The organism is Nostoc sp. (genome assembly GCF_054880495.1).
Map to the genome: position 1 here is coordinate 1 of NZ_JBTYKD010000069.1, position 15,560 is coordinate 15,560.

The following is a 15,560-nucleotide window of genomic DNA, read 5'->3' on the forward strand; positions in this document are numbered from 1 at the left end:
CGTAGTTTTTGCCCTCACCCTAAATCCCTCTCCCATATCTGGGAGAGGGACTTTGAAATTCTGGCTCCCCTTCTCCCAAATCTGCGAGAAGGGGTTGGGGGATGAAGGCAAATCCTTTTGACCACCGAAGAACTACAGGTTTCAAAATAGACGTGGTTTATTACCCATTACCACCCTTAACTGACTACCGCTTCAGCTTTTTCTTCTACTTTTTCCTTAACTAGCACGTATGGCTTTTCTGCACCTTGCGCTAGATATTCTGCAAGCTGACTTTCAATTTGATCGCGCACAATTTGGCGATACTCTAGAAAATGCTCGTTGTGGGCACAAGCGGCAATATAATGCTCAACAACTCCAGGATTACGCTTGATAATGCTGAACAAATGATGCCAGAACTTCCAACGAGTTTCTCGTTTGATGCCTTGTCGCCAAATCACAGTCAGCAGCGCTTTCACAACTACTAACTCTGGCATTTTTGCTGGCGCTTTCCAACTCGGCAAACCCATCATTAAGAAACAGCGATAGGTACGATCTAAGTACTGCACTGGGTCGTATAAAGTACAGAATGCCTCAATATATTCTCTGGCAAGTTCTTCTAGGGGACGGGTGGGGAGAAAGTTCATCAATGTTGTCTGGTTGATGTTGCCATCTTGATTTTCCCGTAGTCGTCCTTCTCTTTTCAGGCGATGCCAAAGCGCGGTATTTGGTAACGCTTGCAACATCGCAAAGGTTGTAGAGGGAATTGCTGCTTGTTCTGCAAAGCGGACAATGCGATCGCCTGCACCTGCTTTTTCGCCATCAAAGCCGATAATAAACCCAGCCATTGGGCGCAATCCCGCTTTAGTGATGGTTTCTACTGCCTCAGTTAGGGAACTACGAGTATTTTGAAACTTTTTGGTCATTTGCAAACTATCCTCATCCGGCGTTTCGATTCCCAAAAACACCGCCGAGAAACCACACTCAACCATCAACTCCAACATTTCTGCATCTTCTGCTAAGTCAATTGAAGCTTCAGTGTCAAATCGGAAAGGATATTTGTGTTCTGCCATCCAGACTTTTAACTCTTTCAGCAACAATTTCACATTTCGCTTGTTGCCAATAAAGTTGTCATCCACCATGAACACACCCCGCCGCCAACCCAATTTATAGAGGTAATCTAATTCTGCTAACAGTTGTGCTGGGGCTTTGGTGCGGGGTTTGCGCCCGTAGAGAACAATAATGTCGCAAAATTCGCATTGGAAGGGACACCCGCGCGAAAACTGCACCGACATCATGTCATAGGCATTCAATTCTAATAAATCAAAGCGGGGTATTGGTGTGCTTGTGACATCAGGTTTTTCTGTGGCGCGGAAAGTGCCAGATGTGTCTCCCCTTTTTATTGCCTCAATAAACATGGGTAGCGTAATTTCCCCTTCATCTAAAATCAGAAAATCTGCGCCAACATTTTCAACTTCATGAGGTACAGAGGTGGGATAGGGACCGCCAACTGCGACTAGTTTGCCACGTTTTTTTGCTTCTTGGATTTGGTCGAGTAAATCTTGTTTCTGGACAATCATCGCGGAGAGGATGACTACATCTGCCCATGCCCATTCTGCTTCTGTTGCTGGGCGGATGTTGCGATCGACTAGTTTAAATTCCCATTCTTGGGGCAGAATCGCGGCTACTGTTACTAAACCCAGAGGTGGTAATAAAACTTTGCGATCGACTAACTCTAAGATTTTTTCATAAGACCAAAAGGTTTTGGGAAATATCGGATACACTAACAAGATTCGCATGTAGTATCAATCCTCACACTTTGATTGTTATCCCACTCTAACGAAAATAAAGAGTTATTGACTTTTTCTTAAAGTTGTTTTATTTTAACATTGATATTTTTACCTCAAATGGGTAACTATAGCAGTTCTCGTTTGGATGCAACAGATGGTAGGGGCACAGCAATGCTGTGCCCCTACGAGTGGTCTGTATTAAAACCTCATTGCGTCTGCCTCAAGTCAAAAAATTAGTACCAATCTAATTTATGTACCATTCAACATACTACCTCGCTCGTTAAGGATTTTAAGTATGTCAAAACCATCTGAAATCCAAAATTTCTCGCTAGATGGAAATACGTCTTCGTTGTAGGTATTAGCAAAGTCTACAAACTCTCCAATCTATCCATCTGGAACATACCTCTCTATCCCAGGTCCTTCAAAATAAAATGCACCAACCCGATTTTTATCAAAATCAACAAATACTGTCGGGAATAGATCGGAAACATCCTACCATGATTTTGCATTTGTATAACTGGTAAGCAATTCGGTGTACAAATTATTCTTAGATATCTCGAATATCGAAACTGCTGATAGAAATCTTTCCGCAGTCTCTTGGTTAACTACAGTAATTCCAAATCTTTCAGAAACATCTAGCTTTGGAACCTCATAACCAGCATTTAAAAATTCATCCCGCCACTTGTTCCAGTCAAGTATCCAGATATCTATATCAGACCGAAACCAACGAATGTTGCCTCTAGATCGCACAACAGTAACGATCATCACATTACCTAATAAGTTACTCGTAAGTCAATGCTGATTATTTTTCGCCTTATCAAACCAGGAAGGCATAAACTCCTTTACTGGCTAACGTTTAACACCACTGATTTTTAAAACATCACTCATGGTTGCACAATAATTTGGTAAGCCGAAACTATCGGGATTGATGAATTTTTCATAGGTGAAATGCCGATAGTTCATGCAAAACCGATCCCAAGCGGCCATCTGAATACGGAACATAACGATAATTAAATTAGCCAATGCTAAAGATATGGGAATGCGAAAGGAAATCTTTTTGCCCAGATAAGCACAAACTTCTTCCACTGCTTGATTAGCTGTTAACTGTGGCTGACCTAAAACAAACCGACGTGGTTGATCATTTTCGGGAGGATGATCAATTAAATATTGCACGATAGTCGCAATGTCTCGTCCGTGGATGAAGTGAAAACTGCCATCTGCTTCCAAAAAGCGAATCAAATTAATATATTTCGTAACTTCTGGAATGCCAGATGTGAGGTGAGAATAGGGTTTATTGGCATCACCGCCCACTACTAAAGTCGGAAATAGTGTGGTAATTTTGGGTGCGATCGCTAATTTTTCTTTTTGGTGTAAGCACTCATATTTAGAACGGATGTAATCTGTCCCAATTTCCCCAGCTTCTTTTAATGGTTGATTGTAGCGATCCAAAACGCTAGCTGTCGAAAAATAAATCACCTGCTGGCAACGTTCTGGATCTAGTAGTTCGAGCAACTCTATAGTCTTGACGACATTAATATCAAATGTCTCATCACCACCCCAAGCTGTGGCTGTGAGTACCGCCGTATCAATCGTAGATAGCAAATCGGCAAACTGGTGAATATTTTGCATATCACCTTGCAAAACGTTGATACCTGAACGTGCCTTGGTATCAACTTGCAGTTTACTTGGGTTCCTAACTAACAGATACAGTTCGTGATCTGTTTCCTTAATTAAGGCTTCTGTTAAATAATGACCTATACAACCACTTGCACCAGTCACTAAAATCCGTTTCTGGCTCATAGAGAATTTATCAAACGTTAGCAGTTAAAACTAAAGAGTTAAAAATAAAGTTAAAAGTTCCGAATCAGGAGTTAAAAATAAAGTTAGGAGTTAGAAGTGAGGAGTAAAAAATAACTTTGCACCTCGTAACTGATAACTTTATAGTTTATAACTCCTAACTCATAACTCCTCACTCTCAAGCCTTAACTCCTGCAAGATTAAGTTCCTTTGCGGTTTCAAAGAAGAAAGCAACATTTTCTTCTGGCGTTTCTGGTAAGACACCATGACCGAGATTGAGAATGTGACCCCAATTGCCAGCTTTGCGAACGGTATCGAGAATGCGATCGCGGATAAACTGTTTAGAGCCGAATAGTACGCCTGGATCAAGATTTCCTTGAACTTTGACTTGTTTGCCTAATCTGGCTCGTGCGTCTGCCATATCCACCGCCCAGTCTACACTGACAATATCAGCGCCAGATTGGGCCATTCTTTCCAACACACCCGCACTACCGCTAACTAGCAAAATCAAAGGTGTATCGGGATGGGTTTGTTTGACTTGCTGGAAAACTCTCTGCTGATAGGGGAGAGCAAAGGTATCATAATCTTGAGGACTCAACTGACCCGCCCAAGAATCGAACATTTGCACAACTTGAGCACCAGAATCGATTTGGTAACGGGCATAGATGGCGATCGCATCTGCTAATTTAGCTAATAATTGATGCAGTATCGCCGGCTCTGAAAATGCCAGATTTTTGATAATCGAGTAGGTTTTAGAACCTTTTCCTTCAACTGCATAAGCTGCTAACGTCCACGGCGCACCCACAAAACCCAAAACCGTTGATTTATCGCCTACTTCGGAGCGCAACGTCTGTAAAATTGTTTTGATAAATGGTAGAGATGCTTCTGGTTCTAAAGGACGCAGGCGATCAATTTGTTCAATTGTGCGGAGGGGCGAGTGAATGATTGGCCCTTTACCTTCGGCGATGTCCATGTCAATGCCCAAACCAGGTAATGGGGTGACGATATCAGAAAATAAAATTACTCCGTCTGGCTGGAAGGCTCTCCACGGTTGCAAGGAAACTTCAATTGCTACTTCTGGAATTTCCGAGCGATCGCGAAATGAAGGATACTTCTCTCTTAAGTCTCGATATGCTTTCATATATCGTCCCGCTTGTCGCATCATCCATACAGGGGGACGATCTACTACTTCACCACGAGCAGCCCGTAAGAGATGAGGAGTCGTTGAAGAAACACCCATTTATTACTTCATCCTAAGTCACAATTTTTATGCCACTGTTTAGCTTATCATTCTGGGATTACGCTTTTTCAGCAAGTTGTCAGCAAAAGCCCTAGTCGCTTCACGGCAAGGGGGAGTCGGAACTAAAAAATGGGATAAAACAAGAATCAACAAAGAAATTGGAATATAAAAGAATTTCGTTACTCTTGTCTGTTTTCCCTACTCTCCACTCTCCCAACTTTATATGCAAACTGACTCTAACAGTCCCGATCATGTTGCATCTGCTAATAACGAGCCTAACCCAGGAAAGTTTTTGATTCCGCGATCGCAGCGACAGAGGTTCTTTATTCAGTTTACCTTAATGACTCTTATTGGATGGGTTGTGGGTGGCGTTGTCAGTATCGCCTTAGAGAAAATTATTCTCCTAAGTCTCTCAACTGGCGTTGCTATCCAACCACAAACATGGAGCATTTTGGTTAGAAATCTCAGTAACCTTATATTTGCTGTGATTTTCGCAGCTGACCAAAGCCTGATCCTTTACCGATATTTACCGGGTTGGCAGTGGATATTTGCTACTAGTCTAGGTTGGCTGATTGCCAACGGTGTTTCTACAACTTGGATTAAGTACATTTCAACCATTGTCTCATCATCTCCTGAAGAAACTTTGATTTTGGGATTTTTATCTGCGATCGCATATATAATTTCTGGAATTTGGCTGGGGATTTGCCAATGGCTGGTATTGAGGCGATATACATCTGGCGTTTGGTGGTGGAATTTTTTACCCTCAATCTCTTTCTTATTAATCACTATTTTGGTTTGGTTGCTTTTTGTTGTCCAAAATTTGATTCCAGAAACCTACCGTACTCCCATATTATATTGGAGTGGACAATTATTTACAGCAGTAACTCTAGGAGCCATACCAGCAATTGGCTTGTGTACATTGAAAAGAAATTTACATCGTAAAACTGGAGTTTCTCCCTGACTTTTATCGATATATTCCATAACCTTAATGTTTATGACTCGCCCACGCATTCTCCAACCTGGTCAAAGTTATACATTTAGCAAGTATTTTGAATTACCCTATGCGCCAGCAGACATCTTGGCGGAACTGGGATGTAGTTACGAACGCGCATCGCTACAACTACCACAATATTCAGGCGTAGTTGACTATTTAGAGTTTTTGCAGCGTTACCTACAGCGTAATATTATGCGCGTCAACCCTATCAGTGAAGCTGCAAAACGTGAAGTTTTAATTGCTCCTATTTTGTTGGAAATTTGCGACCAAACACAAACTCAGCTGAACATTGAGTACCCTATTAATGTTAGCGAACAACTCAAAGGAAGTTTTGATTACTATATTTCATCTTCCAATTCCCTGTTAGTAGTTGAAGCCAAGCAATCCGATTTAAGCCGGGGGTTTACTCAACTTGCAATTGAATTGATTGCACTCGACCAATGGACAGATTCTCAAACACCAACATTGTATGGTGCTGTAACAAATGGAGAAGATTGGCGATTTGGAATATTTTATCGGCAAGATAAACGGGTCGTGCAAGATATCAAACTTTATCGCGTCCCGGAAGGTTTGGAAGAATTAGTGCGAGTGCTTGTAGGAATTCTTAACAATGCTAGTAGTTAATTATGTACTCAAGCCACTGCACTCGATAAGATAGCACCAGTTCCCCAATACCCAGTCCCATTTATTTGTCATCCCAAATCATCTCTAAACGCTCTTGTGCTGTCTTGAGGGCTTTTTCGGGAGACTCTCCTAGCAATGTAGCTTCGATCGCTCGACCAAGACTGTCAGAAATACGACTATATCCAGCAATCGTCGGTTGAGAACGTGCCACAGGCATTTGCTCAAAAAACACTTTTAACACTGGTTTTTCATTGATAAATTGCTGATAAGCTTTGCTTTGAGCAGATTTGAAAGTAACTGGCAAAAAACCCGTCCGCATACTCCATTCTATTTGGAATTCCTCACTCAAAACGTACTCCAAAAATTTGAATGCCGCTTGCTCTCTTGCTGGTGTGGTCTTCATCACAAAAAAATTTCCAGTACCTGTGACTGTAGCAGCTTTCACACCTGCTGGTATGGGTAATACCTGATGATCAACGTCAGATTTCATGATTAACGTCCAAGGGCCTGTGATCTGCATTGCAACACGACCGGTAAGAAAAGCATCCTCTTCATAACCTCGTTCTGGGGCGGAAAGCAATACTGAACCATCTTTTATCAGTCCTTGCCAAAATTTTAAGGCTGCGATCGCACCCGCATTAGTTAAATTGGGGCGATTATTAGTTACAATCTCCCCTTCAGCACCAAATAAAAACGGGAACCAACTAAATACAGTCCATCCTCCTTTTCCTAAAGGCAGTAATATTCCATACTGCTCAGGTCGGCGATCGCCATTGCGGTCTATAGTTAATTTTTTGGCAACTTGTCGCAATTCTTCCCAAGTCTTGGGTATTTCTGTGATTCCCGCAGCTTCAAAAAGCTTAGGGCGGTAGAAAATACCAATATTGCTAGTGTGCATTGGTACTGACCAGATATGACCACCTAACTGCATTTCTTCCAGTAGATTAGGTCTGATATCTGATTTCAATGGTAATTTGTTTAACCAATCTTCTAAAGGTCGAATTGCCCCTAATTCCACAAATTGACCTGTATATTCAGGGTGGAATGACAGGAGGTCTGGTGGCACATTAGCAACCACTGATGTTAATAATTTTGGTAATTGAGGTTCACTCTCAAAGATAGACTCTACCTGAATATCAGGATGAGTCTGATTAAATTTATCTACTAGCTTTTGAAATATATCTCGATTTGCAGGGGGATTAATAGCTTGCCATAGTGTCAGATGAATTACCCCATCTTCCTTTTGTCTTATCCCTTGACAACTAGATAAAAATATCAGAGACAAACTGAGAATAATTCCTATAAGCAAAAGCTGCCAAGTAGAATTGATCAACGACCGCCAAAAATCTCTAATTTTGTCAGCGAGAAAATTAATATTCATACAAAGTCTTTAGACATAAAGATAGGTAATCTAGCACATTATCATTATTCCTAATACCAATTCTATGTGAGCCTGCATAGAATAGTCCTTTTATCTAGCAAGGATTTCAGGCAGATGATTCTGTGCATCTTCATACAGAATTGGTATAACTAATCACGCTCTTTGAGAAACAACTTGCTGTATCAAACCTTCTAACTTGTTAGCACAGCTAGTTTCACTAAATAATTGTGCAATTTGCTCAGAGCGATCAATCTTCTGCTGAGGAGTTTCTACATAGTCAATAATAGCTTTTGCTAATGCATCTACATCACTTGGTGGTACTATCGTTCCACATTTAAATACTTCAGAAATCTCACGGGGACCAACTGGGCAATCAGTGGCAATAAACGTTACCCCACTGGCTACAGCTTCTACCAGAACCATACCAAATCCTTCAAAATGAGAGGCAAGTATAACTGCTCTAGACTGTGAAAAGTAAGCTCTAGGATTGGTGACAGATCCCGCAAAGAGAACAATTTCACTAATGGCTAAAGAATTTGCTAGAGCTTGCATTTCTATCTCTAAATCACCGTCTCCTAGCAAAATTAGCCGGATATTTAAATGATTTTTACTAACTTTAGCAAATGCCTTGAGTAAAGTTGTATGGTCTTTTTGATGGTGAAATCTAGAAGCACATACAAAGGTAATTAGTTGAGAATTTTTTAACCAATAATCAGCTATAGGATGAAGAGGTTGGTTACTCATATCATCTATAGCTGGATTGTAGGATATCAGTATTGGACGCTCATTTAAATCAAAATTTGAGAATCTTTCATAAAGAGCCTTGCAAACAAATACTAATCCACTAGCTTGTTGAATAGCACGCAAATCAATCCAGCGAGTAGTACTTATAGATAAGTTTTGGATGGATGCACTGATGGGGTTTTTTTCACGTTCAATTTGTAATTCAGAAATATAATCACTGTGGATATAACTAATGTATGGCACAGATAAACTTCCAGGAACTAATTGAGATATATAAAATAGCTTAGTGAGAAATGCACTATGACAAATAATAATATCTGGTTTTTGTTCAGTAATGACTTTATTTAATTGTATTGCTACCCATATTTGGTGCATTATTCCCCCGATACTAAATGAAGTACCTGCAACTTTCATAATAATCACTTGTTGGGCAGCTTGAAAAGATAATATCCACTGTGAATTTAAAAAAGTAAGAACCACAGTAGAGACTTGATAGCCAGCTTTAGTCTGGGAACAAATGAGCGAATTAGCAACTTTAGGCGCTCCACCAATGTTATTCAAAACTATATGACAAATATGCATAGTTGTAGGTAGCGTTATATTTTGTGAATCAAGATAAACCAAATTGAATTTTTTAGGTTAATGAGCGGTGTTCTAAAACATCCTTGGTAATGCTTGATTCTGCTCTTGTATAAACGTAAGTTTGCGGTTGTGTGACTTTTTTAATTTTGAAAATTTTGTCTGCTCGTTTCCAAAAATCTGTATCTTCTCCATAGGAAATATTCTTAAATCCCCGCAATTCAAAAAATACTCGTCTTGTACCAAAAAACGTAGGACCTAAAACACATTCACGCAGATTAATTATTTGACCAGGTTGAAAATAATCGGCCACAAAAATCTCTTCTTCAGAAAAAAATCCTCCTTCAATCAAATCAATTTCTGGATTAGCTTGCATATATTCAAGCCGCGACTCTAGATGGTTGGGTTTATATGTATCATCGCTGTCAATAAATGTGATATATTTGCCAAATGATGCTTGAACTCCGGTGTTTTTAGAGTAACCTAATTTTTTATTTTGGTGTTTCAAATAACGGATATTATTAAATTTTTGCACATAGGGATTGACAATTTCAAAAGTATTATCTTGGCTACCATCATCAACTACCAACAGTTCCCAATTTTTAAAAGTTTGATTAACAACACTATTGATGCAATTACTTAAGTATTCTTCTCGGTTGTAGGTACAAAGGATAACTGAAATTTCAGGATTTAAGTCAAATAGGATGGAGACCATAAGTATGTTATGTAATATTTAAAACTATTTCAAGAGAGTTTGCACTGCGTAAATCACATTACAATAATAATGCTATTTGTGATTTATTCGCTGATATTCAATATGCCATAATTTGTGTCACCCAAGCGATCGCGCAACACTTGGGATTGATCGGTTGGTGATGTTATTAACAGATTGTGCCAGAAATCATCCGCTTCTAAGGGTGGTGGGAGACTTGTTGGTTCGGGATTGCATCAATTATTAAAATTTAGATTTTTCAAAAAAGTAATTAGAAAAGATTGATTTAGTTTAAAATATAGACTATTGAATCGATTAAAATAGTTAAATTTATGGTTAAGCATCCTGCTCCAGCATTCTTAAGTGATTATTGGCAAAATTCATTTAACTTAAAACAACATTTACAGGAATTTTTGCATTTAGATTCAGAAACACTAGAAAAAAGATTAGCGGCAGGAAAGGAAGAAATGGTCGAGTTAGGCCATAAAGATTTTAATTGGGAGACAGCAAGGGATTTTTATCGTGACCAGGTGGGAGAGGTTTATTTATTTGAGTTGGGAGCTTGGCATCTAAAAGAAAGTCAAAATATTGAAAATACCCTACATTTGATTGTAGATTATGCCAAAGGTCGGGTGTTAGATTTTGGTGGTGGAATTGGCACTCATGCAATTAATGCTGCTCTGTGTCCACAGGTTGAACAAGTAATCTATTGTGATATTAATCCCATTCATCATGACTTTGTACGTTATCGATCTGAACAGATGGGGTTGAGCCATAAAATGAGTTTTTGCTTGGAAATGCCCGAAAAAGAGACTTTTGATACAATCATTTCTTTTGATGTTTTAGAGCATTTGTCAGATCCCACCCAGCAGTTATTAAAGTTCCATCAAGCATTGACACCTGAAGGTAAAACTATCCTGAACTGGTATTTTTTTAAAGGCTTTAATCAAGATTACCCTTTTCACATTGATGACCCTCAAGTAGTAGAAACTTTCTACAGGACGATTCAGAGCAAATTCTTAGAAATTTTTCACCCTTATTACAGCACATCTCGTTGCTACCGTAAATGGAATTGAGTTGAACTTAATGCGGATGCGCGATCGCTAATATTCCCGCGTCCCCATTTAATGTCACCTCTACACCGACTGGTAATGCCGCATTGGGACTATCATGGCCAAAAGGCAAATCGGAGACAATCGGAATACCCAAATCGCCCAAGCGATCGCGCAATACTTCTTCTACACTAAAGCTAGACACACTTGGCGGCGCTTCACAGCGAGTAAAACCGCCCAAAGCAATACCACAGACTTTAGATAAAGCACCACTCAAACGCCACTGTGTCAGCATCCTGTCGATGCGATAAGGTGCTTCTGTAACATCCTCCAATGCCAGAATTACACCATCAAGTTTTGGTTGGATTCGTGTACCCAAAAGGTGAGTAGCCACGGTGAGATTACCTGGTAACAAAGTGCCATTAACCACGCCACCACCCCAACCAAAACCTTTGAGAGGGGCGAGAGGGCGACCTTCCACCCAATTGAATAATCGCTCAATTGACCAATCTGGCTCATCTGCCAAGGTGATCACCACAGGGGCATGAACACCAGAAATTCCTGCTGTATAAAGATTCCATAATAAAGCTGTGATATCAGAAAAGCCAATTAACCACTTGGGAAGTGCTGAGTTGTGTTGCCAATTCCAATCTTCTAAGATGCGGGTGCTGCCAAAACCGCCTCTGGCACAGAGAATACCACGACAATCAGGATCTTGCCATGCTGCTGCTAATTGCTGACGGCGGTTTTCATCTGTCCCAGCAAAATAACCCCATTTGTCATCTATCTGTGGACTGATCTCTACTCGATAACCACGCGATCGCCAAATTTCTACACTCCGCCCAAATGCCTCAAATTCTCGCAAAGCACCACTAGGGGCAATTACTCGTAGTAAGTCACCAGGTTTCAGAGGCGGTGGTAAAATTGTGGATGGCATGAAAAAAGTTAGGAGTGAAAAGTTAGGAGTTAAGAATAAAGACTATAACCCATAACCTCCTTCAAAGCGATCGCCACAGTGGTTTTATTTTAAATTCGCTTTGTATCTAACTGTGTATTTTCCTTAGTTGGATTTTGCGGTATCAGGTAAATTGCCCCCGATATTAAAGTTAAGGCGACAGAAACCCAAAAGGCACTCAGAGAGTGAATTTGCCACACTTCGGGTAAAGGTGCAATCAGAAGCGCGATCGCAACTATTTGACTAACAGTTTTGAGTTTACCCCAAATATTCGCCCCGGTAATTGTCGTTTGATTCACTCGCCAACCTGCGATCGCTAATTCCCGCGCTAAAATCAAAAACACTCCCCAAGCTGGCACTTTTCCTAGTTCAATAAAAACTATCAACGGCGCAAGTACCAACAATTTATCCACTAAGGGATCAAGAAATTTACCCAAGTCAGTAATTTGGTTGAGTTTCCGCGCCAAATAGCCGTCTAACCAATCAGTCAATGCAGCAATCAGAAAAATCGCCAAACATATCCACTTAGCTTGAGGTGTGGGATTATATAAACCGTAAAGCAGAAATGGTATCCCTAATAAGCGAGAGAAAGTAATCCAGTTGGGTATGCTCATAGGGAATTCAAAAATCAAAGTTAACAAGTGTAAAGCAACAAGCAGCCAAGCAAATATGCAAAATATATGCAGATTAGTGTATCTGAGTGTGCCTGCGTGGGAAAATCTGTTTTCTGTAGCTCTCTTAAAATATATACTATGACTGAACAAACAGACTCCCAATTCCGTATCGAACGCGATTCGATGGGCGATCGCCAAATTTCTAGTAGCGTTTATTACGGCATTCAAACGCTACGAGCAATCGAAAATTTCCCAATTAGTGGCATTAAGCCTCTAAATACTTACGTAGACGCTTGTCTAATAATTAAAAAAGCGACAGCAATTGTGAATGGTGAACTAAATTGCATTTCCCAAGATATTAGTCAGGCGATTGTCCAAGCAACTGATGAAATCCTGGCTGGGAAATTCCGCGATCAATTTGTCGTAGATGTTTATCAGGCGGGTGCGGGAACATCTCACCACATGAATGTCAATGAAGTTTTGGCAAATCGCGCCTTAGAAATTCTTGGTGAAGAAAAGGGCAATTACAAACGTGTTAGTCCCAATGATCACGTTAATTATGGGCAGTCTACCAATGATGTGATTCCTACTGCAATTCGCATTGGTGGTTTATTGGCATTATCTGTGACATTACACCCAGCAATAGATGGGGCGATCGCGTCTTTAGAAAACAAAGCTGGAGAATTTCAAGATATCGTCAAATCTGGCAGAACCCATTTACAAGACGCAGTACCCGTGCGTTTGGGTGAGAATTTTCAGGCTTGGGCACAAATCCTTACAGAACATCAAAACCGGATTTACACCGCCTCTGGTGATTTGATGGTGCTGGGTTTGGGAGGTAGTGCAGCCGGAACAGGGTTAAATACTCATCCTCTTTATCGCTTTCGGGTGGTAGAAGTTCTCTCAGAATTGATTAACACTCCTTTAGAACCTGCACCCCATCTCATGGCAGCCATGCAAAGTATGGCACCATTTGTAAATGTTTCCGGTGCCTTACGCAACTTAGCGCAGGATTTAGTTAAAATATCCCACGATTTACGGCTGATGGATTCGGGACCAAAAACTGGCTTCAAAGAAATTCAACTGCCTCCAGTGCAACCCGGTTCCTCGATTATGCCAGGGAAATATAACCCAGTCATGGCAGAGATGACATCAATGGTATGTTTTCAGGTGATGGCTTATGACAGTGCGATCGCATTAGCCGCACAAGCGGGACAATTAGAATTAAATGTGATGATGCCGCTAATTGCCTATAACTTGATTCACAGTATCGAAATTCTGGGAAATACCATTGCCGCACTCACCGAACGCTGCATCCAGGGAATTACAGCTAACCGGGAACGTTGTTTAGCTTATGCTGAAGGCAGTTTAGCTTTAGTAACCGCACTAAATACCCACATCGGTTATTTAAACGCCGCAGCTGTCGCCAAAGAATCTTTAGAAACAGGTAAATCCCTGCGCCAAATTGTTTTAGAACGAGGATTTATGAGTGAAACAGACTTAGCCACAGTCTTAAATCTAGAACAAATGAGTGGTATCTTGCCGCTCAGAACAGAATAATCGGTTATGGTATCGGGCAATTCAATTTTAGATTTTGGATTAAATTTCAATCTAAAATCCAAAATCTAAAATCTAAAATTCTTACTCCCCACTCCCCTATCTATCCATGCAAACTCAAAAACCATCTGTTAGTCTCATTCGGGCTACATCCTACGAACGAGAGGCTTTACGAGAATCCTTAGCCACTCTCCTAGAACCTTTTGGAGGAATGGCAGCGTTTGTGAAAAAAGGCGATCGCGTTTTACTCAAACCGAATCTACTTACAGGGACGCGTCCTCGTAAAGAGTGTATCACCCGTGCCGAACTAGTTTACGAAGTTGCCCAGATGGTAATTGAGGTTGGCGGTAAGCCATTTTTGGGCGATAGTCCGGCTTTTGGCAGTGCCAAGGGCGTAGCAGTGGCAAACGGCTATCTGCCTATTTTAGAAGAACTCAATCTTCCCATCATCGATTTTCACGGACAGCGTTACCAAACCGTTAGTAACAATTTTAACCATCTGCGGCTGTCTAAAGAAGCAATGGAAGCAGACGTAGTGATTAATTTACCTAAAGTGAAATCACATATGCAGTTGACATTAACATTAGGCGTAAAAAACTTGTTTGGTTGCGTCCCCGGCAAAATGAAAGCTTGGTGGCACATGGAAGCTGGAAAAGACGCGAATAGATTTGGTGAAATGTTAGTAGAAACTGCCAGGGCAATTAACCCTAACTTAACCATATTAGATGGCATCATTGGTCATGAAGGTAATGGCCCCAGCAACGGTGAACCTCGCCAACTAGGTATTTTAGCAGCCGCATCAGATATATTTGCTTTAGATCGGGCAATGATAGAAATCCTTAATGTTCCTCCTGAAAAAGTGCCTACAGTTGCAGCTTCCCAAAGACTAGGAGTTTGTCCAGAACTTGCTGACATCGAGTTTCCGCATTTAAATCCTGACTTATTAAAAATAGAAGATTGGCGGCTACCAGACAAGTTGATGCCGATCGATTTTGGTATGCCCCGCGTAATTAAGTCTACGTTTAAGCATCTTTACACCCGATTTATCAAGGAACCAATGAGTGTTTACGGAAGAGGGTAACAAGTCGGGAGAAATCAATTCAAAATTCAAACAGGAGTGTCAATCTACCTATATATAGATTGACAAAATTCCTGTGATATTATCTAAACTGGGAAATTTAGATTCTGAAATATTTCTTTAGTGATATCACTGAATCCATGCTGTAGTAGACAGTTGAGAGATCTGTATTTATGCGGTAGTAATGAGTGGTTACAAAAATCATTCCTACCAGTTTTTTTTGGTGTTAAATATTTTTAAGTATAACTACTGTAGAAAAATCAAAAATACTGAATATCTATCAGTGCAATTGCTAATTTGTGTTCTGTATCACAAATTAGCAATTTCAGTAAAATGACCTTATCAAAGGCGTTGCAGGATGTTATAATCATAAAGTATCAGACAAATACATTTTGCTAATTAATCTTTAATCAGCGAAAAAATGTAATTTATGATGCTGTTAAACTTGGCTTTGCGTATGCGAACCA

Annotated in this window: 14 protein-coding genes; 5 read left to right on the top strand and 9 right to left on the bottom strand. The window is 40.4% G+C overall.

Annotation, left to right across the window (positions count from 1 at the left end):
- Positions 1–176 precede the first annotated feature (176 nt).
- The 4 genes from ACYTXL_RS07995 to hemE all read right to left on the bottom strand — a co-directional run bounded on the left by ACYTXL_RS07995 (position 177) and on the right by hemE (position 4,803).
- A complete protein-coding gene (locus ACYTXL_RS07995) occupies positions 177–1,775 on the bottom strand; it encodes a B12-binding domain-containing radical SAM protein (RefSeq protein WP_461924239.1) in 1,599 nt (532 codons plus the stop codon).
- A gap of 483 nt (positions 1,776–2,258) precedes the next feature.
- A complete protein-coding gene (locus tag ACYTXL_RS08000; RefSeq protein ID WP_461924240.1) occupies positions 2,259–2,531 on the bottom strand; it encodes a hypothetical protein in 273 nt (90 codons plus the stop codon).
- Positions 2,532–2,615: 84 nt separating this feature from the next.
- Positions 2,616–3,566 (bottom strand): NAD-dependent epimerase/dehydratase family protein, encoded by a 951-nt coding sequence (locus tag ACYTXL_RS08005; RefSeq protein WP_461924241.1) that lies wholly within the window; start codon positions 3,564–3,566, stop codon positions 2,616–2,618.
- Between the two features lie 175 nt (positions 3,567–3,741).
- Positions 3,742–4,803 (bottom strand): uroporphyrinogen decarboxylase, encoded by a 1,062-nt coding sequence (hemE, locus tag ACYTXL_RS08010; protein WP_461924242.1) that lies wholly within the window; start codon positions 4,801–4,803, stop codon positions 3,742–3,744.
- Positions 4,804–5,026: 223 nt separating this feature from the next.
- Between hemE and ACYTXL_RS08015 the strand changes: the two genes are divergently transcribed.
- Positions 5,027–5,764: a hypothetical protein gene (locus ACYTXL_RS08015; RefSeq protein WP_461924243.1), complete on the top strand. Its 738-nt coding sequence runs from the start codon at positions 5,027–5,029 to the stop codon at positions 5,762–5,764.
- Between the two features lie 33 nt (positions 5,765–5,797).
- Positions 5,798–6,421 (top strand): hypothetical protein, encoded by a 624-nt coding sequence (locus tag ACYTXL_RS08020; protein ID WP_461924244.1) that lies wholly within the window; start codon positions 5,798–5,800, stop codon positions 6,419–6,421.
- Positions 6,422–6,482: 61 nt separating this feature from the next.
- Here the strand turns inward: ACYTXL_RS08020 and ACYTXL_RS08025 are convergent, their stop codons facing one another.
- From ACYTXL_RS08025 to ACYTXL_RS08035, 3 genes are all read right to left on the bottom strand, one after another.
- Complete coding sequence (locus ACYTXL_RS08025) at positions 6,483–7,802, bottom strand: ABC transporter substrate-binding protein (RefSeq protein WP_461924245.1); 1,320 nt, start codon at positions 7,800–7,802, stop codon at positions 6,483–6,485.
- A 153-nt stretch (positions 7,803–7,955) separates the two neighbouring features.
- On the bottom strand, positions 7,956–9,170 hold the full coding sequence (locus tag ACYTXL_RS08030) for a glycosyltransferase (RefSeq protein ID WP_461924246.1): 1,215 nt from the start codon (positions 9,168–9,170) through the stop codon (positions 7,956–7,958).
- Between the two features lie 10 nt (positions 9,171–9,180).
- Positions 9,181–9,840: a glycosyltransferase family 2 protein gene (locus ACYTXL_RS08035; RefSeq protein ID WP_461924247.1), complete on the bottom strand. Its 660-nt coding sequence runs from the start codon at positions 9,838–9,840 to the stop codon at positions 9,181–9,183.
- Between the two features lie 329 nt (positions 9,841–10,169).
- Here ACYTXL_RS08035 and ACYTXL_RS08040 point away from each other — a divergent pair, with 329 nt between their 5' ends.
- A complete protein-coding gene (locus tag ACYTXL_RS08040) occupies positions 10,170–10,913 on the top strand; it encodes a class I SAM-dependent methyltransferase (RefSeq protein ID WP_461924248.1) in 744 nt (247 codons plus the stop codon).
- 7 nt (positions 10,914–10,920) lie between these two features.
- Here the strand turns inward: ACYTXL_RS08040 and ACYTXL_RS08045 are convergent, their stop codons facing one another.
- Entirely contained in the window at positions 10,921–11,826 is a 906-nt protein-coding gene (locus ACYTXL_RS08045; protein WP_461924249.1) for a S66 peptidase family protein, read from the bottom strand.
- Positions 11,827–11,915: 89 nt separating this feature from the next.
- Complete coding sequence (pgsA, locus tag ACYTXL_RS08050) at positions 11,916–12,458, bottom strand: CDP-diacylglycerol--glycerol-3-phosphate 3-phosphatidyltransferase (protein ID WP_461924250.1); 543 nt, start codon at positions 12,456–12,458, stop codon at positions 11,916–11,918.
- Positions 12,459–12,596: 138 nt separating this feature from the next.
- Between pgsA and ACYTXL_RS08055 the strand changes: the two genes are divergently transcribed.
- Both ACYTXL_RS08055 and ACYTXL_RS08060 read left to right on the top strand, forming a co-directional pair.
- Complete coding sequence (locus tag ACYTXL_RS08055) at positions 12,597–14,018, top strand: aspartate ammonia-lyase (RefSeq protein WP_461924251.1); 1,422 nt, start codon at positions 12,597–12,599, stop codon at positions 14,016–14,018.
- A 106-nt stretch (positions 14,019–14,124) separates the two neighbouring features.
- A complete protein-coding gene (locus tag ACYTXL_RS08060) occupies positions 14,125–15,096 on the top strand; it encodes an Npun_F2552 family protein (protein ID WP_461924252.1) in 972 nt (323 codons plus the stop codon).
- The last annotated feature ends 464 nt before the right edge of the window (positions 15,097–15,560 follow it).

What these genes read in the sequence shown, in the direction of transcription:
- ACYTXL_RS08055 (WP_461924251.1), top strand. Translation starts at nt 12,597, where the DNA reads ATGACTGAACAAACAGACTCCCAATTCCGTATCGAACGCGATTCGATG.
- ACYTXL_RS08015 (WP_461924243.1), top strand. Translation starts at nt 5,027, where the DNA reads ATGCAAACTGACTCTAACAGTCCCGATCATGTTGCATCTGCTAATAAC.
- ACYTXL_RS08060 (WP_461924252.1), top strand. Translation starts at nt 14,125, where the DNA reads ATGCAAACTCAAAAACCATCTGTTAGTCTCATTCGGGCTACATCCTAC.
- ACYTXL_RS08040 (WP_461924248.1), top strand. Translation starts at nt 10,170, where the DNA reads ATGGTTAAGCATCCTGCTCCAGCATTCTTAAGTGATTATTGGCAAAAT.
- ACYTXL_RS08025 (WP_461924245.1), bottom strand. Translation starts at nt 7,802, where the DNA reads ATGAATATTAATTTTCTCGCTGACAAAATTAGAGATTTTTGGCGGTCG.
- hemE (WP_461924242.1), bottom strand. Translation starts at nt 4,803, where the DNA reads ATGGGTGTTTCTTCAACGACTCCTCATCTCTTACGGGCTGCTCGTGGT.
- ACYTXL_RS08035 (WP_461924247.1), bottom strand. Translation starts at nt 9,840, where the DNA reads ATGGTCTCCATCCTATTTGACTTAAATCCTGAAATTTCAGTTATCCTT.
- ACYTXL_RS08005 (WP_461924241.1), bottom strand. Translation starts at nt 3,566, where the DNA reads ATGAGCCAGAAACGGATTTTAGTGACTGGTGCAAGTGGTTGTATAGGT.
- ACYTXL_RS07995 (WP_461924239.1), bottom strand. Translation starts at nt 1,775, where the DNA reads ATGCGAATCTTGTTAGTGTATCCGATATTTCCCAAAACCTTTTGGTCT.
- ACYTXL_RS08020 (WP_461924244.1), top strand. Translation starts at nt 5,798, where the DNA reads ATGACTCGCCCACGCATTCTCCAACCTGGTCAAAGTTATACATTTAGC.
- ACYTXL_RS08000 (WP_461924240.1), bottom strand. Translation starts at nt 2,531, where the DNA reads ATGATCGTTACTGTTGTGCGATCTAGAGGCAACATTCGTTGGTTTCGG.
- ACYTXL_RS08045 (WP_461924249.1), bottom strand. Translation starts at nt 11,826, where the DNA reads ATGCCATCCACAATTTTACCACCGCCTCTGAAACCTGGTGACTTACTA.
- pgsA (WP_461924250.1), bottom strand. Translation starts at nt 12,458, where the DNA reads ATGAGCATACCCAACTGGATTACTTTCTCTCGCTTATTAGGGATACCA.